Genomic DNA, 26018 nt, shown 5'->3' with positions numbered 1-26018 from the left:
GAAATTATTCTTACTATTTTGGTCAGGATCAATTATAGTTTGGTAGCTTTTTTACAATAACGGGCACATCAAAGGGGTATTCACAGAGTTGCTATGACGGCAGAATTGATAGACATCGTTAAGAAAATGCTGATTCAGATTTTCCGGCCATTGGTACGGATTCTGCTCAGGTTAAACGTACCATTTCATGTGGTCAGCGATATCTTGAAGTGGACCTATGTGGATGTGTCAAACAGGTATTTTGGTTTGCATGGCAAGAAACCGACCAAATCCCGTATTGCTGTGATCACCGGCTTGTCAAGGGTACAGGTTGATCAACAGTTAAAGCTGAATATGTTCAGTCCTGACAACAGCCACCGAAAATGGCACAGGGCCGGACGGGTTTTGACAGGGTGGATTGAAGACAAGAACTATCAGGATCAATATGGTAAGCCCAAAATCATTCCCATAGAATCTGACAGTTGTGTTGATTTCAAGAACCTGGTCGAGACTTATTCCGGTGGAGCTACTTATAAATCAATACTTGATGAGCTATTACAGGCACGGGCTGTGGTGGTGGATGTCGGGCAGAATGTAGAGCTGATCAAACCATATTACCTGACTGAAAATGACCCCGATGACATGCAGAATGTTGATTTTCTCGGGCTGTCAACTCAATACCTGTTAGAAACCATTGATCATAACATCGATCCGGAGAGAGATGCTCCGCGGTTTCAACGCATCGTATTACACGATAAGCTGCCTAAGTCACTGGCTAACCTGGCAGAATCTTATGCCCGGAAAAAATCACAGGAACTGGCCAACGACATTGATGAATACATTGAACACCTCATTCAGCATTCTGATCTTGAAGAAGACCAGGAAACGGTGCCATACATAGGAGTGGGTATTTATTTTTACAAAGCCGATGATGATGACAATCCTTTATAAAACCATGAAAAATACACAATTATTTTGCCTGTTCTTCCTCACTGTAAGCGCATCATCTGCACAAGCCACCGATGCCAGCAGGGCGCAGGGTGGAACGGGCTATCAAATCAACGACCTCAGGTCTTTTGAAGTCGATCAGGACACGGTCTTTCTGGAAGATGGTGATCCGGTTTCGGGAACTGAAGCCCAGGGTGGAACCGGTTACAAGATCAGATACCGGGTGACCGAAACCAGCCCGAACCTGTTGTCTGGGACCTTAAGCGAAGTCAATCTCATTAACATATATAAAGGTCCTGTGGTGTCATTATCACCTCTGAGGATATTCAATGTAGACAACCTGATGACGGGCAAAACAGTTTGGCATAATGAATTAAGCATGGATCAATTGAAACTGGGCGATCAACTCAAAGTGAGTGGTTTCATTGATTCCGAGTCATTGGTCTTGATGACCCGATTGGAACGAGACAACAGCATCAATGAGTGGAAACTCAGTGGACCAGTCAGTCAGGTAACTGGTTCATCATTCACGATCGGTCAGCAGCTGGTGAATTATCAGCCAGCTGATCTTGTTGATTGTGGCGGTGCTTTGCTGGAAGGGGATTTTGTGGAAGTTTTGGCATCACCTGTTGACAACTTCGCCATCGGCGACCCGGTGAATTCTGTGATCGGGATTGGCTGTGTTGAACGGCAGGTATTGCCTGAGGAAGATGATGGTGTGGTGATCATCGAAGGGGTGGTTGACCTGGTTGAATCAGATGATGATTTTTTCATTGCCGGACAGTTCATTGACGTGGGTCCTCAAACCATATACATCCGGGGTAAAGCCGTGGATGTGCAAGAACGAATCCAATTGGTGGTAGAAGGGACTGCTGATAACCTGACTGGAGATGTGCTGGCAGATAAAATTCGCTTCATTGATCCTCGGGTAAACCTCACCGTTCCAGTGACACCAGAAGATCAGACAGGCAACCAGTTCCAGGTTGCAGGTATTGTGTTGACGGTAACCCCTCAAACCCAAGATCCAGATGGTGTGCTGAATAATTTGACCACAGCCACACAAATTCAGTTCAGGGGGTATGATTATGGTGCAGGGGAGGTTTACATCACCCAAATAAATAACCTCGGTCAGGTTAATTATGACGAAGTCAGTCTGAATGGTGAAGTCAGCATGATCAATCAACCATTTCTGGAAGTGTTTGGTGTACAGATTGATACCACAAGCTCACTGCTTTTTGATCAGGATGGTTTGCCTTTAACAGCAAATGCATTTTTTAATTTAATTGTGGCTGGTGCTGAGGTCGAACTCGAAGATGCTTCACTGGATGCGCTGACCGGGGTGATGTCCGGAGGTCTGTTGAGCTTAATTGAATTGCCGGAAGATACAACAGAGCAATCATTAAACGTCAGGGCTCAGGGGGGTACTGGAGTCAGAGGAGTGGGTACCATCAGTGGCATACCTGATGTGATTTTCATCGGTTCATTTGACTGAGGTATTGGATTCACGCTGACCACACTGGACTCTGCATGTAATTGAGCAGATCAGTGCCGCTTACCCTGTGTTGGTCAACGAGACACATGCGAATGGTATTGCTGATGTTGATTCTGGCGCAACAATACATGGATTTTCGTTGCAGTGTTATCAGGTACCGGTTATCTTCTTTTGGACTGGTATTCACTGCTTCTTGTGGAATCCAAACCAGTTGATCAGTCCCGTGGAGTTTGAATAAGAAATCATCCAGGCATTGTCCCAAATACATATCCATAGATATCCACAGGTGGAGCCCCGGTTCTTCATTGGTTTGGGTTTGATTCTGTTGAACGGAATAAATATTCATGACATAAATACTGTCCTGTGGACTGATTCGCAACTGCGGTTCCGAATCAGTCCACATGATCAATTATTGCAGCACAGCGGTGAGATAAGTATCGGTTCCTTGTCTGACTTCAATCACCTGGTTCAATGGATCAAAATCAAGCAACAGCTTGCCTGTCTCAACCGGATCTCTGAACTCAAGTTCAGTTTCTGCCATGTTAACTGTGAATGAAGTGATCTCAACACCACCCACAAATAACTGATATTCTCCAAACGCCAGATCTTCAACTTCCACTTTAAAATCCCTGCGATCTGATCTGACTTCGTAATCAACGGATCCGCTGGCATCGGGATCCAGACCGGTGTTGGTAAAATCAACTTCAATTTCAACATTTCCGCCAGAGCCACCAGAACCACCAGAACCACCAGAGCCACCAGAGCCACCAGAACCACCAGAACCACCAGAACCACCAGAACCACCAGAACCTGGATCACTTGGGAAGTTTGCACTGAAATAAACCTGTGTACCTTGAGAAACTTCCAGCAGTGCACCCAGCGGATTAAAGTCAAGTAAAGACTTACCGGGTTCTACTGGGTTTCTGAATTCCAGCTCACCTTCTATTCCGGCTACGGTTTGTACCACTTCAATGATGCCTTTGACATCACCGTCAACACTGAAATCATAAAAACCAGGGTCCACGTCTTCAACTTCCACTTTAAAGTCAACCCGGTCAGCCCTTTGTTCCAGTTCTGCTTTTGCTTCACCCAATGGGAACAACCCCAGATTGGTCAGATAGATTTCAGTTTCACTGTTACCAAAAGGAGGTGCATCAGGACTGGTGTTGTTATTACCACCGCCATTTCCGGTGGTATCTGAGGTTAAATATACCACAGCATTTTGTATGATCTCTACTTCCTGGCCTGTGGGATCAAAATCCAATAGAATTTTGCCGGGTTCCACCGGATCTCTGAATTCAATTTCACCTTCAGTGACTCCGGGAATGATTTCATTGACTTCGATGTCACCCCTGTAAATGCCGGCTACATGCAGTTCATATAATCCAATGGGTACATCTTCAATTTCAACTGAGTAATCAATGCGATCGGTTTCCTGCTCGTACCTGGTTTTGCCATTGGCATCAGGGTCAACACCTGTGGTTACCAGTGGGGTGGTGATGTCGGTGCTGGTTAAGGTGTCTCCCAATTCATCAAATAATCCTCCGGTGCAATTGAGGTTATTGATGGCTGTGTTGCGTTCGATGGGCATAGAGCCTGCACTGAAGCCGCCTACGATGGGGTTCCATGAGGCCATTCCGTGGTTACAGTCGGTGAAAGTGAATGTAACTGTTCCCCATTCTGAGCGGGTGATGGCATTTGGATCATGGGCATCACCGAATTGACCGCCATTGGTCATGGCCATGGTCAATGTAATGGATTGCCCGTTGATGTCTCCCACTCCAATCAACCAGAGTTGTTGGCCTGATTGGTCATAAGTGTACCAGGTGGCAAGGGCTCTTTTTTGGTTGTTGGTTTTAATGACTTCCAGCAAGAAACCCTGACCATCTTTGGCTGGGTCATACCAGCCCCCGGTAAAGCTCTTGGTGATGATCAAATCATTGGCGTGACTGTTGAAAGTGGCCAGCAAGGCCAGTGCCATCATTATATATAGATTGAATGTGCGTGTTCTCATGTGTTCCTCGCTACTGAATGACTCAGTGAAATGCTGTTAAGTATGCGTATATTTGAAATAAAAATTGCAAATAATGCAAACACATTAAAATAAAATTTAAATATATGCAACAAATATTGCAAATAAATTCATAAGATGCTATATTGATCACAAATAGCAGGGGATTGCCGATGAAAAACACCTTAAACAACGCCATCAGAAGAATGCTGATCCAGGTTTTCAGACCATTGGTCCGGATCATGCTTCGGCTGAATGTGCCATTCCATGAAGCAGCTGATGTACTCAGGTGGACTTATGTGGATGTTGCCGATCGTCATTTTGGGATCAATGGAAAGCCGCCCACCAAGTCAAGAATGTCCGTCATAACCGGATTATCAAGAACTCAGGTAGATATCCAAATCAAAAAAGATTTGTTTGATGAAGATGAACAACCCAATAAGTGGCATCGGGCGGTCAGGGTACTCACGGGATGGGTTGAAGATGAAGCGTTTCTCGACCCTCAGGGACATGCCAGTATCATCCCTTTGGAGTCTTCTGATGAAACTGATTTCAAAACCCTGGTAGATCGTTATTCCGGTGGTGCCACATACCGTTCTATACTGGATGATTTATTGTTATCCGGTTCAGTTAAAGTGAAAAACGGTCAAGTGCAGCTGATCAAGCCCTACTACCTGACAGAGAATGATGATGATGACATTCAAAAAATTGATTTTCTGGGAGTCTCAACCCAATACCTGCTGGAAACCATCGATCACAACATAGACCCAGAACGACCAGGGCCAAAATTTCAGCGCATTGTCTATCATGAAGGATTACCAGCCAGTCTTTACAACATTGCTGAGTCATTTGTCAGGTCCCGTTGCCAGTCGCTGGCCAACGAAGTGGATGAGTACCTGGCCCACCTCATTCAACATGCTGACAACAGCCAGCAGGATGACCTGATTCCTTACGTGGGCGTTGGGCTTTATTTTTATAACGGGGAATCAGTTGATCAGTCTTCTGAAGTCCATACACAACTCACCGGAGTAAACTCATGAATCGCCATATACTCAACTCAGTTGCCATCATGCTGATGGTGTTTTCTCTCAATGTAGTGGCAGAAAAACCACAGCCTGTGATTACCGGACAAGGTGGTACCGGTTTAACCATCAATTATCAGAGGAACTTCACCGTGGATCAGAATACCGTCATGCTGGAAGATGGTGTGGTGGTACCAAGAACACGCGGACAAGGTGGTACAGGCTATAAAATCCGTTATCGTGTGGCGGCAGATGTTAACCCGACCCTGACTGAGGGAACACTTGAAGAAATCAATCTGATCAATACCCATAAAGGCCCGGTTTTATCCACCGATCCTTTCAGGATTTTCAACATTGATGGTCTGATAACAGCAGATACATTTTTCAAAGATGACTTGAGTTTACAAGACATCATTTTGGGTGATGATTTCAAGATCAGTGGCTTTATAGACAGCAACGGAGCTTTGATGGTGACCCGGGTTGAGGCCCTTGATCAACCATTAACAGACTGGAAATTGTCAGGTTATGTGAGTCAACTTTCTGGTTCAGTCTTTAATATTCAGGAGCAGGTTGTGGACATGGGTGCTGTCACTCCGGTTGATTGTGATGGAACCCTGCTTGACGGAGATTTTGTTGAAGTCGTTGCGACGGCAGACCCGGTATTTACCACCGGTTCTGTCCTGAACACCGTCACAGATGTCACCTGTGTGCCAGAAGAGTTGGTTACCCCGCCTGATGGCACAATTCCCGTTGCACTTGAGGGGATTATTGACTTTGAAGACCTCGATATGAATGACTTGTTTACGATTGCCGGTCAAACCATCCTCATCAATGCTGGCACCACCTTTCTTAATGGGGAAGCGGATGACATTGATGTGGGTGTGAAGGTTGAAGTTGAAGGCTTGCTGGATACCATCACCGGTAACATTTCTGCGGATGTGGTTGAGTTCATTGAAGTGCGGTTCAAATTCGAAGCCCCGGTTGAACCTGTAGATGTGTTGATTGAAGAATCAATCACCATTTTGGGTCAGACTGTTGTGGTCACTCCCCAAATGCGTGATGAAGACAACATTCTTTCCCAGGGGTTGGCTGCTGCTGCTCAAGTGGAAGTCAGGGGATTCACAGATCGTCAGGGGCAGTTCTTCATGACCCGGGTCAGAGATCGGGGTAATGCCGATGAAACTGACGTCAGTGCCGATGGTGCGGTTACCGCAGTCAATCAACCCATGCTCGAAATCCAGGGTGTCACAGTTGATGCCACAACCAGTCTGTTTTTCGATGGTACGGGACAACCGATCAATGCCAATGCCTTTTTTGCGCAAATTGAAGTAGGCTCTGAAGTCAGCATGGAACTGGCAGTCTGGGAGAACAACAGTCAGGTACTTTCCGGCGGCAATCTGTTTTTAGATGAAGATGCAGCTCAGGGCAGATCGCTGAGCACGCCTGAAGGTTCAACCGGTGCATTGGGTATTGGTACCATGACCAGTTTGCCTGATGTGATCTTTGTGGGTTCCTTTGATGTTCAGTAAAGCAGTCAACTGAACTGCTGCTCTGTGCAGCAATGAAAACGGTCATTTTGGGTGGCCGTTTTTTTTTGCCAGTAAAATTAGTCATTGCTAATATAAGAAGAATCTAATACAATGACCGCATTGAACCAAGGAGCACAATGATGAATGTATCAAGAATGGTGAACATGTTTGCCGGCCTGTTTGTTGTCCTCAGCCTCAGCCTGGCTCATCTGACGGGGCAGGTTGATCTGTCCCGGATCAGTTGGTTGTGGTTTGCATTGTTTGTGGGGCTGAATTTATTCCAATACAGTTTCACAGGGTTTTGTCCGCTGGCTAAAATCCTTAAGGCAGCAGGGGTGAAAGAGTAACCAGAATGTCGCTTACCCACAGTCAGCTTTTGTTGACTCCCGTGAACCACCCTGATGAACATTTCATCAGGGTGGTTTTTTTTTTCATTGATGAACGGTGTTGATGTGGCGTTCAACGATTTGCTGTAGCACATCCAATGGTACTGAGCCACTACCCAGCAGCGCATCATGAAAGGTGCGGATGTCAAAATCTGTCCCCAGCGCCTGTTCAGCATGCTGACGTAATTCCCAGATTTTGATTTCTCCCAGTTTGTAGGAAAGTGCTTGACCCGGCCAGGCAATGTAGCGATCAATTTCAGTACGGACATTGTGTTTAGACAGTGCGGTGTTGTCTTCCATTAATTGAATGGCTTCTTCCCGGCTCATCCCTTTGGCATGCATCCCAGTGTCTACAACCAGCCGCATGGCGCGCCACATCTCATAGGTCAGACGACCAAAGTCTGCATACGGATCCTGATAAAAGCCCACTTCTTTGGCCAGTTTTTCAGTATAAAGTCCCCAGCCTTCGCCAAAGGCAGAAATATAAGCATTTTGTCTGAACTTGGGTAAATGTGTCAGTTCTTTGGACAGTGCTATCTGTAAATGATGGCCAGGTACGGCTTCATGGAAAGTGAGCGCCTCAAGGTTATACAGCGGACGTTTTTCAAGGGCGTAGGTATTAACCCAGTATTGTCCTGGTCGGTTAGAGTCAAGGGGAGCTGGTACATATCGCCCGGTGGTGTAGTTCGGCGCGATGCCCGCTGGAACCGGATTCACAGCATAAGGCTGTCTGGGTAAACGGGTAAATAATTTGGGCAATTCGCCGTCCATGCGTTTGGCAATGTCGCGGGCGGTGGTCAGTAATTCATCTGGTGTAGTGGCATAAAAACGTGGCTCAGTGCGCAGAAACTGTAAAAATTCAGCGAAGCTCCCGTTAAATGACAGCTTGGCAATGATTTGTTCCATTTCCTGTCGAATGCGTTTTACCTCCTGCCAGCCAATTTGATGGATCTCATCGGCGGTCAGGTCCAGGGTCGTATACTCTTTGATCTGTTGTTGGTAATATGCCTGTCCATCTGGTAGGTGGTGTGCACCAATGGTCGTTCTGGCTCCTGGAATATAAGTCTCTTGCATGAAACTTTTGAATTGGCGGTAAGCTGGGTTTATGGCCTCTTTGATGATGGTTCTTGCTTGCTGCTGGAAGTCAGTGAATGCCTGATCATCCAGGTGTTTTGGTTGTTTGTGAAACGGTTGGTAAAAAGTCGATTGTTCGACATCCTCAGTGATATAGGTTTGAATGAATTGAGGATAATGCTGAATGATCACCTGAGGTTGAGTGAATCCGCGCTCCAGACCAGCACGCATGTTATCGATGTGTTGTTGTATGACTCGGGGTATCTGCTTCATTTTTTGCAGATGCGACTGGAAATCTTCAGCGGTGTTAAAACTGGCATAGCGATGCATGGTAGCCAGATTCACGTGAAAGGAGCCCTCTGCGGTGATGGGTATCTGATACTCTTTGTAGCGATTATCTGCCAGGGTTTGTTGTAAAAAAGCCTGCTGCATCTGTAGCGAAACCTGATCTTCAAAGCTCAGTTTGTTTTTGTTGAGTTTGTTCAGCTGATCAAGCAAGGGTTGCAAACGGTTGTTTTGTTCCAGATAAAAGTCAGCAGACTGGTCATCCAACTGGCCAGCCCGGGACTTATCACCCAGATAAGCGGCCAGTTGCGGGCTCAACGCTTTCTGCACTTCGATCACTTCATCCAGGATTTTATGTAGTTGTTTACTGGTTCTGTTGGCGTCGGCTTGTTGGCTGAACAAAAAGGCCAGCAGTATCAGCAGTGGGTGTATTTTTATCATGTTATTCCTGTTTCAGTGTAATACCCGCACCCGGATGGTGCCCTCGATGTCTTTGAGTTGATTGACGATGGGGTCAGATGACTCACAGTTGACGTCCATGATCACATAGCCAATTTCACCCAGGGTTTGCAGGTACATGGCTGCAATGTTGATTTTCTGACTGGAGAAAGAATGGTTGATTTGCTCCAACATGCCTGGTTTATTTTCGTGAATGTGCATCACCCGTGTCAGATCTGCATGCAAGGCCGGCAGAGAAACTTCGGGGAAATTTACTGCGGAAGAGGTACTGCCATTATTGGAGTATTTAATCAGTTTGTCAGCCACCTCATTGGCGATGTTGACCTGTGCTTCTTGTGTACTGCCACCAATGTGCGGGGTGAGAATGACGTTGTCAAATTCAAGCAAAGGTGATTCAAAAGGGTCGTTGTTACTGGCTGGTTCCTCGGGGAACACATCAATGGCTGCTCCATTGAGGTGGCCGATGCGCAAGCTGTTTGCCAATGCATCAATGTCAACAATCAGTCCCCGTGCAGCATTGACCAGAAAAGCCCCCTTGGGTAACAAGGCCAGTTCTTTGGCACCAATCATCTGGCGGGTCAGTTCGGTGTCAGGCACATGTAAACTGAGTACATCGACCTGAGGCAATAAATCCTCCAGAGAACTGACGGCCATGCTGTTGCCCAATGGTAGTTTGTTCTCAATGTCGAAGTATTTGACCTGCATGCCCATGGCTTCAGCGAGGATGCACAGTTGTGAGCCGATGTGGCCAAAACCGACAATTCCGAGGGTTTTTCCACGGGTTTCGTTGGAGTGAAGGGCTGATTTATGCCACTGACCCCGATGGGCTTTGGCATTTTTTTCAGGTATACCGCGTAACAACAAAATGATTTCAGCCATCACCAGTTCAGCCACACTGCGGGTGTTGGAAAATGGAGCATTGAACACCGGAATACCTTTGCTTGTGCAGGATTCCAGGTCGACTTGATTGGTGCCAATACAGAAGGTCCCCACCGCCATCAGTTTTTCGCAAGCCGCCAGATTGGCTCCTTTCAGCTGGGTCCGTGAACGAATGCCAAGGATGTGGGTGTCGCTGAGGATGTTTTGCAACTCATCATCAGCAGGCGTACTCTTATATATATGGATGTTGTGGTAGCCATCCTGTCTGAACAAGGTTTCGGCATCAGGGTGTACACCTTCCAGTAAAACTACCTTGATTTTTTCTTTACTTAGGGACAATTTGGTCATATTCTTTGCGCCTTTGAGCAGTGATGTTTTATTGAAAACAGGATTTTAACAGATATGCAAGCCAACGAACTGTCTTCTTTACTGGAAACCGAACTCAGCGGCCTGGCCTGGTCCATGCAGCCCGGTGACCTGGAACAATTTGGTCAGGACTGGACCCGTTTTCATCAACCTGATGCGTCGGTGGTGTTTTTCCCCAATGACATCGCAGAAGTACAACAGATCATCCGGCTGGCCAACCGAACCGGTCAGGTGGTTATCCCATCCGGAGGGCGCACAGGATACAGTGCGGGTGCCGTTGCTACCGGTGGAGAGTGGGTGATTTCAATGGTGCGTTTTAATGCCATCAGCGACTTCAATCCAATCGATCAGACGGTTAAGGTTGGCGCCGGGGTAATCACCGAACAATTGCAACAGTTTGCTGCAGATCAGGGATTATTCTATCCTGTGGATTTTGCCTCTTCAGGGTCCAGTCATATTGCCGGTAACATCGCCACCAATGCCGGTGGTATCCGCGTGCTGCGCTACGGGCTGACCCGTGATTATGTCTTGGGTCTAACTGTGGTAACCGGCAGCGGAGAAATCCTGCACCTCAACCAAGGTCTGGTGAAAAATGCCAGTGGGTTGGATTTTCGCCACCTGTTCATCGGCTCAGAAGGCATCTTGGGCGTGGTGATTGAAGCAGAAATTAAGTTGCTTGCCCAGCCTCCCAATCAATCCGTGATGCTGTTGGCCTTGACTTCACTGGAGGCAATTATGTCGGTGTTTGCACTGGCGAGGAAATCTTTGGTTTTGTCCTCTTTTGAGTTTTTTTCAGACCGTTCTCTAAAGCGGGTGATGGCACACCGTGGTTTCGACAATCCATTTGATGAGCTGCATCCCTTTTATGTGCTGCTGGAGTTTGATGAAAATGAAGCCGCTGCGATGGATGTCTTTGAGTCAGGTATGGAATCTGGCTGGGTCAATGATGGCATCATTGCACAAAGCCTCGATCAGGCCACTCAATTGTGGCAATACCGCGAGGGCATTTCTGAATCCATTGCTCATTACACGCCATATAAGAATGACATTTCTGTGAAGATTTCTTTGGTGCCGGCATTCATGGAGCAGTTGGAAGACATTCTGGCTGCTGAATACCCTGATTTTGAAACCATTTGGTTTGGGCACATTGGCGATGGCAACCTGCACTTGAACATATTAAAGCCTGCAGACATGGACACCGCTGAATTCAAAGCCCAATGTGAACAGGTCAATGTCCATGTTTATGGCTTGATTCAACAGTTTTCCGGTAGCATCTCAGCTGAACACGGTGTTGGTTTAATCAAAAAACCATTTTTGCCTTATTCAAAATCTGCTGAGGAAATTCGGCTGATGCAGGCTGTTAAGCAGGTGTTCGATCCCAATGGTGTATTGAACCGTGGCAAGGTGGTGGACTCCTGAATCATTGACCAGAAGCCATTGGTATGCAGCTGGCTTGCCAATGCCTGAACCGCATGAAAAAACCGGCACTTCTAAACGTACCGGTTTTGATGGGGTGCCTGGGGAAATAATTGGGCGTTAATCAGCAGACTTCTGCTTCATTCTGCGCCATGCCCCAGTCCAGCCATACTGGCTGATCAAGGTGCGCCTTTTCATCTTTCAGACGATGAAAATCCTCGTATTTCATTTTGAATTCAATGCCTTCCTGGTCTGCAGTGGGGGCAATTTTAAATTCAGCCCATTTGTTTTTGTCAATCATGAATTTAGGGGTGTGGGTGAATTCCACTTCGCCATTTTCAGCGATTTTATTGAGGATCAGTTCGGCAAAAATTTGCTCGGGTTCGGTGGCTTCATCAGACCAGTTGATGAAGGTGGTTTTGATGTTGATTTGGTGATCACCAAATTCCAGGCTGGACTCTTGTTCATTGCGCACCGTCATGGCTGCCACCTGAGTTTGTGTCTGATCATTGTCTGTGGCACTGAATTCAATGTTCATTTTCATCACTGTGTCTGAAAACAAAGCATTGGTGGCATAACTTTGTGCCACCAGTGAGCCGATCATCACCGCAGTCAATCCTGCTGCTTTTAAAAATGATGTTAAAAAATGTTGTGTGTTCATTGTCATATTCCCGCCAAGGCTGTTGGTTTGTTATCTGTATAAACGCATCAGACTCAAAAAAGTTACATTGGTTCACATTGATTGAGATGTCAGCGTGCGCATTGTGCTTTATTAAATTGACGGTTTGATGACGGAAATGGTTGCTATTGGGCTTATTTTTTTCGCTTGTCAACAGGTGGTTGTCGTTTCAGCCAGCTGGCAGGATCCAGCTTAAAATAGCGGCTCAGGGTTTGATACAAATCAGGGTGTTTGCGTTGAAAAGTTCTGGGTTGTTCAAAAAAATGTTCAGTGATCACCGCAAAAAACTCTGCCGGATTGGTGGCGCCGTAATGGTCAAAAAACGATCGGTTTCTGAGTCGGGCCCGGGTGGTTAAAAACTGATACTCTTTGCTCATCACTTTGCCCCAGGTACGTAACTGGCTGCTGTCAAGGATCGGTCGGCCATCACCAGCGCCATCAGCCTGGTCCAGTTGATGGGCAAACTCATGAATCACCACATTGGTGCCGTCTGATGCATTGGCTGCTCCGTGCTGGCTATCCGCCCAGGACAACACCACCGGTCCCCTGACCCAGGACTCACCCAGGTGATGTCCAGGACCTTCGTGATTGGGGTTTTTAAAACCAGCCGGATAAATCATGATGGTTTTCAGGTGCGGGTAATAGTTGGTTTTGCGGTTTAACAGCAACAAGCAAGCCTGTGCCGCAATGGTGACCCGCATCTCGTCAGTGACTTCAAGACCGGCGTGCCCGGAAAAATATTTTTCGGAAAGAAACACATTGACATGGCCGAGCAACTCCTGTTGTAAATGTTCAGGCAGGAAGTCATAAATGGCCACCTGTTCGCGAATCATTGTGACCCACTGGTCAGGGGTTTTCAGGTTGAAAATATGTGCTCTGCGGCGTCGTTTGCGCCATTTTGCAAACATGATACTGAGCACAACAAGCATGACAGCAGCGATTAAAAACTGGTATTGTGGATTCATGGGATGGAATATGTTTTTGAATATAGTAACATAGTTCGTTTTGAGCAACTGAGTAGTCAATGGAATTGGTTGGTTCTGACGGATTTTACAGCAGGTCCCCAGGCATGTCTGATACTGGGCTTATGGCCGGTTTGTATCAACATGAGTTGATGATGCAACACATTGGTCCGCCTTTAAGTCTCAGGCAAGCGACGCAGCTGGCCCAAAAACTGATTCAGCAGTCACAATGCCGGCAGGCATTGGTCAGGTTGCTTTTTCATCAGACTGAAGAGGCCTTTGCAGGCTTGATCAGTCTCCATTGGCGTGACTCATTGCAGGCAGTAGAATTTGGCATCATGATCAGGCCGGAATATCAGAAACATGGGTTGAGCCGGTCCGCATTGTTGCCCTTGATGAGACAAAGTGGCGAGTTCTTTACTCAACCAGTCCAGTTATTGTGTTGTTTTATCGATAAACACAACGTCAGTGCCAATGAAGGTTGCAGGAAATTGGGATTCCAACGGGTGGCAAACCTGTCCAATTCTGCTCGTCACCACAACAAAAACCGGTGGAATGTCACCATGGAGCAATTAAATCAATGAAAGGCAGTTTAGTCAATGTGGGCCTGGGTATGACCCTGGGATCACACATCACACCCTTATCCAGAAATTTCATCGAACAGGCGGATGTGGTTTTTGTGGCGGCATCCAATCAGCTGGTCGAAGAGTGGGTGAAAACCATGAATGATGAAGTCATCAGCTTGCAGCCCTTGTATGCGGAAGGTAAATCACGAAAACAAACCTATGCTGAAATGAATGATGCCATCATGACCGAAGTCAGGGCCGGTAAAAAAGTGGTCGGGGCTTTTTATGGTCACCCTGGGGTGTTTGCCCTGACACCGCATGAAACCATCCGCATGGCCAGGGCAGAGGGTTTCAAGGCCCATATGGAGCCTGGTGTCTCTGCTGAGGACTGTCTGTATGCTGATTTGGGCATTGATCCCGGAACACATGGCTGTGCTCATTATGAGGCCAATAATTTCATGTTCAATGAGACCCGCTTTGACCCCACGGCGTATTTGATTATCTGGCAAGTCAGTCTGGCCGGTGACCGCAGCTTGAAAGTATTCGAAACTCAGGTCGCAGCACGTCAGTTGCTGGTCGATTTGTTGTTGGAAACCTACCCATCTGATCACCAGGTCATCATCTATGAATGCGCGGTTTTACCAATAGAAGAGCCAATGATTAAGCAGCTTGAGCTGGCAGATCTGGCAAAGACAACTTTGAGCATGAAAAGCACGCTGGTTATCCCCCCAGGGTTGAAAAAAACCAAAAATCAACAAAAAATAAATCAGTTGGTGCACATCAGTGATTCATGATATGATTTTTTTTGCTCACTGTGTGTTGAGCGTTTAATAACAAAACCAAAAGAGGATATTCAATGAAAATCAACGTGCGTCTATTGGAAAAAATTGGCCAGTCTCAATCTGTTCATCAGGTGACCTCAATAACCCAGATGGCAAATAAGTTCGGTGTGAGCCAATACCAATTTAAAAAAATGATCAAACAAAACCAGGATATGGTGTGTCTGTTGTTACCCGATGACGACGATGATGCAAATGATGCAGGTGATGATGGGGAAGAGTAAAACCCGTCATTTATGCCATTGAATACCAGACTCATATATTCAGACAAGCAGTCATTCAAGCAAATACTTATGACTGCTTTGTTGTTTTTGGTGACAGTGGTTTCAGGTGCACAGGTACTCACGGGTGAACCGGCGAGCATCACTGAGGAAATCCTGCGCCTGGAAGAGTTGCGCCTGAGTGATCCGCAAGGATTCAGCCAGGGTTTGGACCAGCTGGCCCAAAGGCAGGATGCCATGTCTTCCTATCAGGTGTGCCACTATCAATTTCTCAAGGCTTATCGCACAGCTTTCAGTGGACAGGCAAAACAAGCCGTGGAAGACATGGAGCAGGTATTGCCGCTGTGTGAAGATTTACGGGCAAAAATCAGAATCAATGCCCTGATAGCCAACATCAGTGCCATCAGTGGAGATTATCTGAAGGCTTCTGAGCAAATTGACAATGCGATTCAGAACGCCAATCAAACGGAAGACAGCATGACCAAAAGCATTGCATATTCCGGGGCGTCAACTGTCTACAGTGTCATGGACCAATATGACCTGAGTGTCGAATACAGTCAACTGCTGTACAACAATTCACCAAGCGATGAAAACCTGTGCCGGCTTCGTTATTATGAAGTTGAACAAATCCTGGAAGACCCGAACAGCGGTATCGGCTTGATTACCATCAATTCATACGCTCAGCAGTGCCGCAGCAGTGGTAACCTGTTGTTGTCACAAACCATGATCCTCAATCATGTCAAAAATCAGTTACAAAATGAACTCAAAGCTGAAGCTGATCTGAATCGAATTGACGCCACCCTGGAGCAGGTACGCGAGGAATTATCACAAACCCCCTACGTCAATGTGAAAGCATCTTTTATGGCCATTGAGAGCAAGCTGGCTCTCCTCCGGAAAGACCATGAAAAGGCCAAAGCCATGGGTGAGGAAACCCTGCTTTTGAATGCCACACTGGGCAATACCGGGCAGTTGATCATGGCCCTGGAAGTGCTGGAGCAGGTTGCCAGGGAACAAGGAGATTATGCCCGGTCTTATGAACTTCTGAGACAGCGTAATGAAGCAGAATTAAAGGTTTACGATGAATCACAAGCCAAACAAATGGCATTTATGTCCGTAAAACATTCCAATCTTGCCAAAGGCTTTGAATTAGAGCAATTAAACCGACAAAACACCATGCTGGCGCTGGAAAAACAACTGGCGCGGCAAGAAACCAGTAACCAGCGACTGGTGATTCTGCTGATTCTGACCCTGCTGGGTTTGTTGATGTTGTGGATGGTTAAAATCAAAAAACGACATGATTATTTCAGGGATGTGTCTGAGATTGACCACTTGACCAAAGTACTGACCCGCAAAGCTTTTGAGGAACAGGTTTCAGTAGTGCTTGAAGAGTCTCAGGAACAACACAAAGAAGTCCATGTCAGTATCATGGACCTGGATCACTTTAAAGAGGTCAATGACACCCATGGTCATCTGGTGGGAGACTGGGTGCTGAAAAACGTGGTGTATGCCTGTAAAGAGCTGATGGAAGAAAATATGCTGCTGGCCCGATTAGGCGGTGAAGAATTCTGCATTGTAATGGCTGATGCAAGTGCCAGTGATATGACAGCGAAACTGGAACAATTGCGGGTAACCATTGAACAACTGGATTGTGATGATTCAGGTGCTGAATTGACGGTCAGTGCCAGTTTCGGAGTGACATCATCGGGCACATCAGGTTACAAGCTTGCGATGCTGCTGACCCATGCGGATATTGCACTGTTTGAAGCCAAAAACAAAGGGCGCAATCAGATCAAGGTGTATGATCAGCAGCCTGTGAAAAGCTGATGCCGGTGGACATTCAGTCCATCATGCACCCCGACTGTGATGTCTCCCTGCGGTTAGTGAGTGATGCTGATTTTGCGGTGTTCTTTGCGATTTATGGCGATCCTGAAGTGATGCGTCATATTGGCCGGACATTGGATGAATCCCAGGCAAGGAGCTATTTACAGCAGACCTTGTTGGTCCATCAAGATAAGCAGCCCAAATACTTGACCTGGGTGATAGAAAACGTGTCAGACGGCGAGGCAGTCGGCTTGGTTGGCGCGCACTGGCAACAACCCGCTTTACGTAATGAGGTGGATGTTGGGGTGATGATACTTGCCAACTGGAGACGACAGAAAAAAGCCCATCAGGCCAAAGCATTGTTGATCAATCAGTTGATTCGTCAACCAGAAATCGAACAGGTCGTGGTGCGGTGCTGGGTAGACAACTTGGCAGCCATGGAAGCCAATGCCGGATTGGGACTGAAAAAGGGGCAAAGATATGTTGATCGCAAAACCGGACAGCTGTGCCAGCAATGGCATACCCAAGATCCCCTGAGTTTAGTTCCCAAATCAGGAACATTTTGGTGTTAGAATAAGTGTGTTATCGAAATCGGTAACGTGTGTGAATTTTAATTAGTTAATAAAAAGAGGTGTTATGAAAAATTTAATTTTGAAACTGGAAGCACTTGGCAAGGATGTTACATTTGAGAAAGTTGACGTGAATGCGTATTTTACTGAAGCTCAACTCAAGGAGCTTCATTTAAACTCAATAGAGTTGATATGTGCTCATCAGCCAGGTGATGATGACGAAGATTAATCATTCTTAAATCAAACAAACAAACAAACCATTTTTATAAATGGTTTGTTTTCTATTTATGATTCTGCATAAATTTCCATACCTGATTTTCTTGTGGGGAATGATGGTTGTTTCGCTTGGATTCTCTCAGGTCCATGATGATCAAAAATCCATTGAAGAATTGCTTGTTTTTGCCGAGGGCTTAAGAAAGAGCAATGTTGATCAATTCAATGCGCTTTTGATCGATCTGGATTCGAGTGAAAGTGAAATGACTTTCTATGAAAGTTGCTTATTTCGTTACCTGAAAATTTACTCAGAGGCTTTTAAAGGTGATTACAACAGCAGCTCACGTGCATTGGAAGAGCTGATAGAAGAGTGCAATGATAAAAACATTTATATCAGGGCTCACAGTTTATTGGCTAATTTGCAAGTAATCAAAGGTGATTTTGAATCAGCTGTTTCAAACCTTAACCGTTCTATTCAACTGGTTGAAACAATTGATAATCATTTTTTGAAGACCCAGACTTATAACGTGGCCTCAATGATTTACCGACTTATCAATCAGGATGATCTGAGTCTAAAGTATGCAGAATTACTGTTGGCCAATCCGGCTAACGAATCAGATACGTGTTATGGAAATTTTAATCGATTTCGAATATACATGCGTCAGGGCGATGGTGAACAGTTTACTGATGAAATTTTCAGTGCCATAAATCAATGTTCTGAAACAGAAAACTTAATACCGGCATTGTTTTTGAAATTTGATTTTATCAGGTATACAGTCAATGAAATGTCATCAGAATTGCAAGTATCAAATGCGCTGAATGAATTGGTTCAATTAGAAGACAGCGTGGAAAAAACTCAGTTTAAAAATCTCAAGGTTTATTACAATTCCTTGAAATCAAAGATTTTTTATCTGTCAGGCTTATTAGAAGATGCAGAAAAATATGCGCTGTTAACGATAGATCAAAATGCTTCAATAGGTGAGACAGAACAGCTTTTGGTTGTGCATGATGTTCTGATGTCAATATATGTTAAGCGTAATGACATGCAAAGTGCATATGCTGCATTAAAAGCGAAAGCTGATATTGAACAGTCTTTGTACAATGAGAAATTAGCAAAGCAAGTGGCCTACTATCGGGCAATACATGAAAACCTGGTGCAGGAACTGGAAATTGAACGCCTGAACCAAAGCAATGATTTGCTGGCACTGGAAAATCAGCTGGCGGCAGAAACCACCAAGAAACAGCAATTGATGATGTTGTTGATTCTGACGCTGTTACTGTTTTTGGGAGCCTGGTCTTACAAAATCAAACGGAAACACGATTACTTCAAAGAAGTTGCCGAAATTGATCACCTCACTCAGGTCTACACCCGCAAAGCGTTTGAAGAGCGGATGCGCGATTTGCTGGATAATAATTCAGCAAAACATGAGCCGGTTAACCTGGCGATCATGGACCTGGATCATTTCAAATACGTCAATGATGAACATGGACATCTGGTTGGTGACTGGGTATTGAAACAAGCCATCCTGACTTGCGAAGATGTGGCCGATCAGGACATCATGATTGCCCGTTTGGGAGGTGAAGAATTTGCCATTGTCTCGCCAGGCATAGAACCTTGTCAAATGATCGATCTGATGAACAAAATGCGGGTGGCCATTGAGATGATGGATTGTGCAGAATCAGGTGCTGAGCTGACTGTCACCGCCAGCTTTGGGGTATCTCATTCCGGGTTGTCAGGATACAATATTTCAATGTTGCTGACCCATGCCGATCTGGCTTTGTTTGAAGCCAAAAACAATGGCAGGAACCGCGTGGTCAGTTATCAATCAGTAATGGCAAAGACCCCGGTGGCTAAAATTTCCTGATGCTCCGGTAATCAAATTGTTCATCACCCAAGCCCAGGGTCAGTCTGAATCCTTCCACATCGGTCATGAATGCGATCCCAGGCATAACCATCAATTTTTCCTGCTCAGCCAGTTGTCTGGCAAAGTCCATGGCTGATCCGGTCTTCAGCTGTACAAATCCGGTGGCCGCTGCCACTGGTTCCTGCCAATTGAAATCTGTCTGGTTGGCCAGCCAGTCAATGATCTTATGTTTGTTGCGTCTGATTAACTGAACATTGCGTTGCCAGATAACTTCACTGTGGGGGATCAGCTGTTCGCAAAGACTGGCATCCAGGCTGCTCTGACAAATTGACAAATGTGACTTGATGGCCATGAGGCGGCGTAGCACCTGCTGATCCCGGCAACTCAGCCACCCCAGCCGAACACCTGGCAGGGCCAGAGATTTGGAAACCACACCCATGGAAATGGCTTTGGCATAACAATCGACTGCGGCTGGCAGACGATCACCGGGGTCATGTTCCAGGCCTCTGAATACTTCATCAGAAAACAACCAGCAATCATGCTGTTCGCATAAAGTCAGTAAATTCTTCCAATCAGTTTCATTGAGGTGGCAACCAGTTGGGTTGTGCGGGAAATTCACCACCACCAACCGGGTGTTTTGTGTCATGGCAGATTGCAAAGCGGACCAGTCAATCGACCAGGCAGTTTGTTCGATCAATGGTAACTGCTTGAGCATGGCTCCGGTTTCTTCTGCCACAGTGATCAATGGCTCAAAGCAAGGGGTAAAGGCAATGACCTCATCACCAGCCTTTAACAAAGCCTGCATAACCAGAAAAATACCTTCCTGGGCGCCACTGGTGAGCACCACCTCATTCATGTGCAAACTTTGGTGGTACTGGTCACAGATGGCTGAACGCACCGCAGGTCTGCCCTGGGTTGATTCGTAGGCCAATGGAGTGGTGTTGAGCAACTGCTGCAAATCGATGCCCGGCAATTGGTTCAGTTCCTGCCAGTCAAAGGGTTGAGGATTGCTGCTGTGCAGATTGGTCAGTGATCCTGGCGGCCACTGACCACTGAATTCAGCCATCCTGAACGGTGCAAATTTCACTGATGTTTTTTCCAAATGGTCAACTGGGCCACTGTATGTTGATGTTTTCTGGCGGTTTCGCGTATCACAAAGGGTACATCCTGAGGCAATGTGACTTCAGCAAAGCCAGGCTTCAGTTCAGCACGCAATGCATCCAGGGTGGTGACGTTTTCGCCATTGACCTTGGTGCCCCCCAGCCAGTTTTCTTTCTCAGTGAATTCTTCCAGCCAGGTGTAAGGCGAAGTAATTACCAGATATCCACCGGGTTTGATGCGCTCACTGATTGATTGCAGAAATTGTCTGGGTTGATACAGCCGGTCAATCAGGTTGCCGGCAAACACCAGATCATAATCACTGAACTTGTCCTTCAGATTGCAGGCATCTCCCTGGGCAAATTCGACATTATTTGCCCGATCACCCAGCTCAAGCTCACTGAGGCTGAATGATTTCAATTCTGTGATTTCACCTTCAATGGGGATCAGGTACTTAACGTCACCATGTTCTACCAGGTTAATGGCATTGCGGATGAAGCGTGTGGAAAAGTCCAGGGCATCGACGTGTTGAAAATACCTGGCCAGTTCAAATGAACTGCGGCCCACTGCACAACCCAGGTCCAGTGCCCGTGCATTGTTCTGCAAATCGATGTGCGGAATGATGGCATCAATACAGGCTTTGGGGAAGTTGGGTACGCCGAAGTATTCATCGCCATAATGAAATTCTAGGTATTGTGAAATGAGTTCGTCTGTTTCGTAGGTATTGAATTTTTGGTTCACTTGGTGCTCCGATTCTATGTATCTGAATCCTGCGTGTTGAAAGAAATGGCGGCGAAAAGCATATCGGGCATCCCGAAGTACTTCGTTACCGGTGCTTGCCCAGCTACCGCCTTTGATGAGGTTGTGTTTGCCGTCAAAAGTGGGAACTGAAAAATCATCATAGCTGGGATGAACTTCGAAACCATCAAAACCATCAATGGCGCTTTCAGTCCATTGCCATACATTGCCCAGTACATCGCCAAAACCCTGGGCTCCGAAGGTGAATAAATCGACCGGTACCGATGAGGCGGTGTAGGCCAGGTCAATGTTACCTGGTGGATGATCCCATTCCGGATAAACAGCTCCGACTGTGGCATCATATAAGCGCAGGTATTCAGCTTCAGTGGGCAGGCGAATTGGCTTTCCGGTACGTGCTGCCAGCCAATTGCAATACGCTTTCGCCTCCAGGTAGTTGACATCCACTGGCCAGCTCCAGGGCATGGTGATTTCTTCGGTCATGGTGCGGTAATACCATTGACCATTGCGTTGCAGCCAAAAAGTTGGATGCTCGGCATTTTTATAAGTTCGCCATTGCCAGCCTTCGGTGGTCCACCACTGTTGATCAAGGTAGCCACCATCTTCGATAAAGCTCAGGAATTCCTGGTTGGTGACCAGAAACTGACTGGCTTTGAATTCTTTGACAATGGTCTGGTTGTGGCCATATTCATTGTCCCAGCCGTAGGTCGAGCCGGGTCTTTCCCTGCCTTGTACCACTGTTCCGCCTGCCACCGGCAATAAATGGTTGTCAGGCGCGTCATGATCATCCGGGTAATGAGGCCAGTCCTGGTGACTGCGTACGTGTTTCAGGTCCATTTGTCTGATCAGCACAGAAGAGGTTTCCAGGTGAATGCGTTCATGCTCAATGCCCATCAGAATGATCCAGAACGGATCTTCCCAGCCCACAGGCAGGGTCAGCGGCAATTCGTCTATTTGTTGCAATACCAACTCCCTGACCTGATCCCGGTAGGCCTGTACTTCGGCCACTGCAGGCCAGTCATAATTGGCATCGTTGAGGTCATCCCAGGACATTTCATCCACCCCGATGGCCATCATGGATTCAATGCGGTCATCGATGTTGTGCTCAATTAACATAGCGACCCTGAGTTTGTTGACAAAGAAAACGGCGGTGTGAGCGTAATAGAAAATCAACGGGTGGCGCAGCGGTTCTGGTTTCAGATAGTATGCTTCATCATCTTTGAGGCATTCAAAAAGCCGTTCATAAGTGTCATAGGTGTTGCTGAAATGAGCCTTGATCTCAGCTCTTTTCTGGTGGGCGACGCCTTGGTCAATGATCGGGGTGTGCGTGATTTTCAGTGGCATGGATGCCTGTATTCTGCGGTGGTGGCTGGATTGCGTCATAGTGCTAGGGTTTGTGGTTGGTGTCAGGGTAAAAGTGTGGACTTATTTTTACTCCAGCTGTGTGAAGATTGTATCAATTTATCCAGCACTTTACCAATCGGGTCTGCTCACCTCATACAGACCTGATGAATTGGATTTGCTTACATAATCATTGTAGCCGGTGACATTGGGCTGTTGACAAAGCCTTAATCCGGTGAAATCAAGATCTGCTGAGATAAATGACAGTAATGCACGAAACATTGGTCTGTTCTGCTTGTGTCGTGGTAAAATGGGGCTGTTTAAATCAATTAATCATTTGTGCAAGAAATCAAAGAAAACACCAACCAAACTCCTCTTTCAGAAATCGTTCATCAGGCAGTCGATGCCGCCAAAGCCCAGCAGATTGTGTCTTTACCGGTCAGTCACCTGACTTCGGTGACCGATCATATGATCATTTGCACCGGCAGTTCCAATCGTCATATGCAGCATTTGGCTGACACGGCCAAGGATGCCGTACAGCAACATGGTGCAGAAGTTTTGGGCACCGAGGGCATGAACTCAGATGAGTGGATCATAGTAGACTGTGGTGATGTGGTGTTACATGTGATGAGTGCCGAAGCCCGCGAGTTTTATCATCTGGAAGGACTTTGGGACATCAAAGAAATGACTGACTGATGAAAATCTCACTCATTTCACTGGGACATAAAATGCCCGGGTGGGTCGATTCGGCTTTTCAAATGTACAATGACCGTCTTCCCGGTCACCTCAAATTACACCTGGTTGAACTGACTCCGGTATCCCGGCATAAAGGCTTGTCGGTGTCACAAATCAAGTCACAGGAAGCCAGTATTCTGGAAAAACACACCCTTTCCGGAACCATCAATGTGGCATTGGATGAACGTGGCAAGGCCATCAGCACTCCGCAGGTTGCTACAATCCTCGGTGACTGGCAAATGGAAGGTCGTGACGTCAACATCATCATTGGTGGAGCTGACGGACTGGATCAGCGCATCATTCAACAGGCCAGCCATTGCTGGTCATTGTCCAGGTTGGTCTTTCCTCATCAATTGGTCAGGGTCATTGTTGCAGAACAGCTGTACCGCGCCTGGAGCCTGTTGAACAACCATCCTTATCACCGTGAATAAAGCGGCGACCATCATTCAACTGGCATCTGCTTCACCCCGTCGTCGACAATTACTGGAACAACTGGGTTGGCAGGTTCAGGTCCATCCGGTGGATATCGATGAAACACCGGCAACCCATGAAGACGCGGCTGTATACTGCTTGCGTATGGCAGAACAGAAAGTCCGCACGGCGATGACTCAGTTGGATCAGGGTTTGCCCATCATTGCTTCTGACACCACTGTGGTGCTGGATCAACATATCCTTGGTAAGCCACACGACAATCAAGAAGCCGGCGACATGCTGCAAAGGCTTTCAGGCCGGACTCATCAGGTCATGACCGCTGTGGCATTGGCCTGGCAAGGCAAAGTGGAAACGCAGATCAGCATCAATACAGTGCGCTTTGCTGTGCTTGAACCACAGCTGATTGACGCATACGTTGCCACCGGAGAACCGTTGGACAAAGCCGGTTCTTATGGCATTCAGGGCATGGCTGCCAGGTGGATCGAACACATCGAAGGCAGTTATTCCGCCATCATGGGGTTGCCATTGTTTGAGACCTCACAACTTTTGAATAAACGGGATATAATAAGTCCTCTTGATGTCTCATAGACATTGTCTTACAGGTATTTTCATGTCAAAAGAAATTCTGATTAACAACAATGGCTTTGAAACCCGTGTGGCACTGGTGGAAGAAGGTCTGCTGACCGAAGTCTGGCTTGAGCGTGATCAGAAACATTCCATTGTGGGAAATATCTATAAAGGGACTGTTGAAAAGGTGTTGCCCGGCTTACAGGCTGCTTTTGTCAACATCGGCCAGAACAAAGCGGCTTTTATTCATGTTTCAGACATTGTGGACCAGGCAGCAGGCACTGACCATGAGTCAGGCGCCACCATCAATCAAATTCTGCACGAAGGACAAACCATTGTGGTGCAGGTTTACAAGGATCAGATCGGTACCAAAGGCGCCCGGATTACCACGCAGTTGAGTATCCCCAGCCGTTATCTGGTGATGATTCCCAATGTCCCTTCACTGGCGGCCATTTCGGCCCGCATCACCGATGAACAGGAGCGTGACCGACTGGCAGAATTGTTGTTGAAAATCAATCGTGATAATGAAGATTTTGGATTGATAGCCAGAACCAATGCGGAAATGGTTGGTCACACAGCGTTGTATCACGACTGGCGTTTTCTACACCGCCTGTGGCAACAAATCGACCAGCGAATCAAACAAGCGCCTTCACCCTCGTTGATTTACAGCGAATTTTCTTTGTCGAAAAAAGTGGTTCGGGATCAGGTGAATGAAAACCTCACCAAAATAACCACCGATTCGTATGAGATCTATCAGAACATCAGTCAATTCATTCAGGATTACGCTCCCGACTGGACGGGTGACCTGATTGAGCACACAGTCACAAGACCTTTGTTTGACCAGTTTCACATTGATGATGAAATTGACCGTTCTATCAGCCGTATGGTGCCTCTTAAATCGGGAGGAAATCTGGTTTTTGATCAAAATGAAGCCATGACCACCATCGATGTCAACACCGGTCAGTTTGTTGGTTATAAGTCATTAGAAGACACCGCATTCAAGACCAATCTGGAAGCGGCACAAAGCATTGCCCGGCAACTTCGTTTGCGAAACATTGGTGGCATTGTGATCATCGATTTCATTGACATGCTAGAACAATCGCACAAAACACAGGTACTGCAAACCCTTGAGGAGTGCCTGCAAACTGACAGTGCCCGCACCAATGTGCTGGGTTTCACTGGCCTCGGGCTGGTGGAAATGACCCGCAAGCGAACCACCGAAAATTTGCAGGATTTGTTGTGTGAATCCTGTGATAAATGTCATGGTGTGGGTGCCATCGAAACCATCGAAACCATCAGTTTTAAATTATTCAGAGAAATCACCCGTTCAGTCAAACAATTCAAAGCCAGCAAAGTCATGGTGATTGGATCAGCCAGGCTGGTGAAATACATCATTGATGAACATTCTGAAACCCTGGCCGAAATGGAAGAACACCTCGGTAAACGAATCAGTTTTCAGGCCGAGGAAAGTTATGAACGTCATCAACATGACGTGGTGTTGTTGTAAG

General features: G+C 46.6%; 25 protein-coding genes. 17 read left to right on the top strand and 8 right to left on the bottom strand.

What is annotated here, in order from left to right; genetic code table 11:
* Window positions 1-93 precede the first annotated feature (93 nt).
* Window positions 94-930, top strand: a complete 837-nt coding sequence (locus B0475_RS13595; RefSeq protein WP_157892966.1) for a DUF6502 family protein — start codon at window positions 94-96, stop codon at window positions 928-930.
* 4 nt (window positions 931-934) lie between these two features.
* Window positions 935-2419, top strand: coding sequence for a DUF5666 domain-containing protein (locus B0475_RS13590; RefSeq protein WP_157892965.1), 1485 nt, complete (start codon window positions 935-937; stop codon window positions 2417-2419).
* 10 nt (window positions 2420-2429) lie between these two features.
* Here the strand turns inward: B0475_RS13590 and B0475_RS13585 are convergent, their stop codons facing one another.
* Together B0475_RS13585 and B0475_RS17825 are read right to left on the bottom strand one after the other, a co-directional pair.
* The gene (locus tag B0475_RS13585) at window positions 2430-2765 is read right to left on the bottom strand and encodes a hypothetical protein (protein ID WP_157892964.1); all 336 of its coding nucleotides are present in this window, start codon (window positions 2763-2765) and stop codon (window positions 2430-2432) included.
* 63 nt (window positions 2766-2828) lie between these two features.
* On the bottom strand, window positions 2829-4433 hold the full coding sequence (locus B0475_RS17825) for a hypothetical protein (RefSeq protein ID WP_198538295.1): 1605 nt from the start codon (window positions 4431-4433) through the stop codon (window positions 2829-2831).
* Window positions 4434-4603: 170 nt separating this feature from the next.
* Between B0475_RS17825 and B0475_RS13575 the strand changes: the two genes are divergently transcribed.
* From B0475_RS13575 to B0475_RS13565, 3 genes are all read left to right on the top strand, one after another.
* Window positions 4604-5470: a DUF6502 family protein gene (locus tag B0475_RS13575; RefSeq protein WP_077412419.1), complete on the top strand. Its 867-nt coding sequence runs from the start codon at window positions 4604-4606 to the stop codon at window positions 5468-5470.
* A complete protein-coding gene (locus B0475_RS13570) occupies window positions 5467-6981 on the top strand; it encodes a DUF5666 domain-containing protein (RefSeq protein ID WP_077412418.1) in 1515 nt (504 codons plus the stop codon). The genes B0475_RS13575 and B0475_RS13570 overlap by 4 nt, the downstream gene beginning before the upstream one ends.
* A gap of 137 nt (window positions 6982-7118) precedes the next feature.
* The gene (locus tag B0475_RS13565; RefSeq protein ID WP_232781895.1) at window positions 7119-7328 is read left to right on the top strand and encodes a YgaP family membrane protein; all 210 of its coding nucleotides are present in this window, start codon (window positions 7119-7121) and stop codon (window positions 7326-7328) included.
* Between the two features lie 84 nt (window positions 7329-7412).
* Here B0475_RS13565 and B0475_RS13560 read toward each other — a convergent pair whose 3' ends face one another.
* Window positions 7413-9167 carry a DUF885 domain-containing protein gene (locus B0475_RS13560; protein ID WP_077412416.1) on the bottom strand — a complete coding sequence of 585 codons (1755 nt, stop codon included), beginning with the start codon at window positions 9165-9167 and terminating at the stop codon, window positions 7413-7415.
* Window positions 9168-9179: 12 nt separating this feature from the next.
* Complete coding sequence (gene serA / locus B0475_RS13555; protein WP_077412415.1) at window positions 9180-10412, bottom strand: phosphoglycerate dehydrogenase; 1233 nt, start codon at window positions 10410-10412, stop codon at window positions 9180-9182.
* 54 nt (window positions 10413-10466) lie between these two features.
* Here serA and B0475_RS13550 point away from each other — a divergent pair, with 54 nt between their 5' ends.
* Window positions 10467-11849, top strand: a complete 1383-nt coding sequence (locus tag B0475_RS13550; RefSeq protein ID WP_077412414.1) for an FAD-binding oxidoreductase — start codon at window positions 10467-10469, stop codon at window positions 11847-11849.
* Window positions 11850-11970: 121 nt separating this feature from the next.
* On the opposite strand, the gene B0475_RS13545 is transcribed toward B0475_RS13550, so the two are convergent.
* Window positions 11971-12507, bottom strand: a complete 537-nt coding sequence (locus tag B0475_RS13545; RefSeq protein ID WP_157892963.1) for a hypothetical protein — start codon at window positions 12505-12507, stop codon at window positions 11971-11973.
* 152 nt (window positions 12508-12659) lie between these two features.
* Window positions 12660-13433 (bottom strand): M90 family metallopeptidase, encoded by a 774-nt coding sequence (locus B0475_RS13540; protein WP_198538294.1) that lies wholly within the window; start codon window positions 13431-13433, stop codon window positions 12660-12662.
* Between the two features lie 161 nt (window positions 13434-13594).
* On the opposite strand from B0475_RS13540, the gene B0475_RS13535 reads away from it, so the two are divergent.
* From B0475_RS13535 to B0475_RS17820, 7 genes are all read left to right on the top strand, one after another.
* Window positions 13595-14071: a GNAT family N-acetyltransferase gene (locus B0475_RS13535; protein ID WP_157892962.1), complete on the top strand. Its 477-nt coding sequence runs from the start codon at window positions 13595-13597 to the stop codon at window positions 14069-14071.
* Window positions 14068-14847, top strand: a complete 780-nt coding sequence (locus B0475_RS13530; protein WP_077412410.1) for an SAM-dependent methyltransferase — start codon at window positions 14068-14070, stop codon at window positions 14845-14847. The genes B0475_RS13535 and B0475_RS13530 overlap by 4 nt, the downstream gene beginning before the upstream one ends.
* Window positions 14848-14909: 62 nt before the next feature.
* Window positions 14910-15116 carry a hypothetical protein gene (locus tag B0475_RS13525; protein WP_077412409.1) on the top strand — a complete coding sequence of 69 codons (207 nt, stop codon included), beginning with the start codon at window positions 14910-14912 and terminating at the stop codon, window positions 15114-15116.
* A 69-nt stretch (window positions 15117-15185) separates the two neighbouring features.
* Complete coding sequence (locus B0475_RS13520) at window positions 15186-16937, top strand: GGDEF domain-containing protein (RefSeq protein ID WP_157892961.1); 1752 nt, start codon at window positions 15186-15188, stop codon at window positions 16935-16937.
* Window positions 16937-17506 carry a GNAT family N-acetyltransferase gene (locus B0475_RS13515; RefSeq protein ID WP_077412407.1) on the top strand — a complete coding sequence of 190 codons (570 nt, stop codon included), beginning with the start codon at window positions 16937-16939 and terminating at the stop codon, window positions 17504-17506. Before B0475_RS13520 ends, B0475_RS13515 begins: the two co-directional genes overlap by 1 nt.
* A gap of 64 nt (window positions 17507-17570) precedes the next feature.
* Entirely contained in the window at window positions 17571-17732 is a 162-nt protein-coding gene (locus B0475_RS17715; RefSeq protein ID WP_157892959.1) for a hypothetical protein, read from the top strand.
* Between the two features lie 1000 nt (window positions 17733-18732).
* Window positions 18733-19581, top strand: coding sequence for a GGDEF domain-containing protein (locus B0475_RS17820; protein ID WP_198538293.1), 849 nt, complete (start codon window positions 18733-18735; stop codon window positions 19579-19581).
* Here the strand turns inward: B0475_RS17820 and B0475_RS13505 are convergent.
* Together B0475_RS13505 and ovoA are read right to left on the bottom strand one after the other, a co-directional pair.
* Window positions 19568-20668: a pyridoxal phosphate-dependent aminotransferase gene (locus B0475_RS13505; protein ID WP_157892957.1), complete on the bottom strand. Its 1101-nt coding sequence runs from the start codon at window positions 20666-20668 to the stop codon at window positions 19568-19570. The two genes, B0475_RS17820 and B0475_RS13505, sit on opposite strands and share 14 nt — an antisense overlap.
* Window positions 20665-22818: a 5-histidylcysteine sulfoxide synthase gene (ovoA, locus tag B0475_RS13500; RefSeq protein WP_232781894.1), complete on the bottom strand. Its 2154-nt coding sequence runs from the start codon at window positions 22816-22818 to the stop codon at window positions 20665-20667. The genes B0475_RS13505 and ovoA overlap by 4 nt, the downstream gene beginning before the upstream one ends.
* A gap of 297 nt (window positions 22819-23115) precedes the next feature.
* On the opposite strand from ovoA, the gene rsfS reads away from it, so the two are divergent.
* From rsfS to B0475_RS13480, 4 genes are read left to right on the top strand one after another with little or no spacing between them, the layout of a single operon-like run.
* Window positions 23116-23472, top strand: coding sequence for a ribosome silencing factor (gene rsfS / locus B0475_RS13495; RefSeq protein ID WP_232781893.1), 357 nt, complete (start codon window positions 23116-23118; stop codon window positions 23470-23472).
* Entirely contained in the window at window positions 23472-23942 is a 471-nt protein-coding gene (gene rlmH, locus B0475_RS13490; protein ID WP_077412404.1) for a 23S rRNA (pseudouridine(1915)-N(3))-methyltransferase RlmH, read from the top strand. The genes rsfS and rlmH overlap by 1 nt, the downstream gene beginning before the upstream one ends.
* Window positions 23935-24531: a Maf family protein gene (locus tag B0475_RS13485; protein WP_232781892.1), complete on the top strand. Its 597-nt coding sequence runs from the start codon at window positions 23935-23937 to the stop codon at window positions 24529-24531. The genes rlmH and B0475_RS13485 overlap by 8 nt, the downstream gene beginning before the upstream one ends.
* Window positions 24532-24553: 22 nt before the next feature.
* Window positions 24554-26017: an Rne/Rng family ribonuclease gene (locus B0475_RS13480; protein ID WP_077412403.1), complete on the top strand. Its 1464-nt coding sequence runs from the start codon at window positions 24554-24556 to the stop codon at window positions 26015-26017.
* The last annotated feature ends 1 nt before the right edge of the window (window position 26018 follow it).

Source organism: Marinicella sediminis (assembly GCF_002000055.1).
GTDB classification, from domain to species: Bacteria; Pseudomonadota; Gammaproteobacteria; order Xanthomonadales; family Marinicellaceae; genus Marinicella; species Marinicella sediminis.
This window is presented reverse-complemented; position numbering and strand designations above follow the sequence as displayed.

Excerpts from the sequence above, each read along its gene's own strand:
- B0475_RS13545 (WP_157892963.1), bottom strand. The coding sequence starts at position 12,507 with ATGAACACACAACATTTTTTAACATCATTTTTAAAAGCAGCAGGATTG.
- B0475_RS13560 (WP_077412416.1), bottom strand. The coding sequence starts at position 9,167 with ATGATAAAAATACACCCACTGCTGATACTGCTGGCCTTTTTGTTCAGC.
- B0475_RS13520 (WP_157892961.1), top strand. The coding sequence starts at position 15,186 with ATGACTGCTTTGTTGTTTTTGGTGACAGTGGTTTCAGGTGCACAGGTA.
- B0475_RS13570 (WP_077412418.1), top strand. The coding sequence starts at position 5,467 with ATGAATCGCCATATACTCAACTCAGTTGCCATCATGCTGATGGTGTTT.
- ovoA (WP_232781894.1), bottom strand. The coding sequence starts at position 22,818 with ATGACGCAATCCAGCCACCACCGCAGAATACAGGCATCCATGCCACTG.
- B0475_RS13535 (WP_157892962.1), top strand. The coding sequence starts at position 13,595 with ATGTCTGATACTGGGCTTATGGCCGGTTTGTATCAACATGAGTTGATG.
- B0475_RS13565 (WP_232781895.1), top strand. The coding sequence starts at position 7,119 with ATGATGAATGTATCAAGAATGGTGAACATGTTTGCCGGCCTGTTTGTT.
- B0475_RS13530 (WP_077412410.1), top strand. The coding sequence starts at position 14,068 with ATGAAAGGCAGTTTAGTCAATGTGGGCCTGGGTATGACCCTGGGATCA.
- B0475_RS13550 (WP_077412414.1), top strand. The coding sequence starts at position 10,467 with ATGCAAGCCAACGAACTGTCTTCTTTACTGGAAACCGAACTCAGCGGC.
- B0475_RS13540 (WP_198538294.1), bottom strand. The coding sequence starts at position 13,433 with ATGTTTGCAAAATGGCGCAAACGACGCCGCAGAGCACATATTTTCAAC.
- B0475_RS13525 (WP_077412409.1), top strand. The coding sequence starts at position 14,910 with ATGAAAATCAACGTGCGTCTATTGGAAAAAATTGGCCAGTCTCAATCT.
- B0475_RS13585 (WP_157892964.1), bottom strand. The coding sequence starts at position 2,765 with ATGAATATTTATTCCGTTCAACAGAATCAAACCCAAACCAATGAAGAA.
- B0475_RS13480 (WP_077412403.1), top strand. The coding sequence starts at position 24,554 with ATGTCAAAAGAAATTCTGATTAACAACAATGGCTTTGAAACCCGTGTG.
- B0475_RS13590 (WP_157892965.1), top strand. The coding sequence starts at position 935 with ATGAAAAATACACAATTATTTTGCCTGTTCTTCCTCACTGTAAGCGCA.
- B0475_RS17715 (WP_157892959.1), top strand. The coding sequence starts at position 17,571 with ATGAAAAATTTAATTTTGAAACTGGAAGCACTTGGCAAGGATGTTACA.
- B0475_RS13595 (WP_157892966.1), top strand. The coding sequence starts at position 94 with ATGACGGCAGAATTGATAGACATCGTTAAGAAAATGCTGATTCAGATT.
- serA (WP_077412415.1), bottom strand. The coding sequence starts at position 10,412 with ATGACCAAATTGTCCCTAAGTAAAGAAAAAATCAAGGTAGTTTTACTG.
- B0475_RS13515 (WP_077412407.1), top strand. The coding sequence starts at position 16,937 with ATGCCGGTGGACATTCAGTCCATCATGCACCCCGACTGTGATGTCTCC.
- B0475_RS13575 (WP_077412419.1), top strand. The coding sequence starts at position 4,604 with ATGAAAAACACCTTAAACAACGCCATCAGAAGAATGCTGATCCAGGTT.
- rlmH (WP_077412404.1), top strand. The coding sequence starts at position 23,472 with ATGAAAATCTCACTCATTTCACTGGGACATAAAATGCCCGGGTGGGTC.
- B0475_RS17820 (WP_198538293.1), top strand. The coding sequence starts at position 18,733 with ATGTCAATATATGTTAAGCGTAATGACATGCAAAGTGCATATGCTGCA.
- B0475_RS17825 (WP_198538295.1), bottom strand. The coding sequence starts at position 4,433 with ATGAGAACACGCACATTCAATCTATATATAATGATGGCACTGGCCTTG.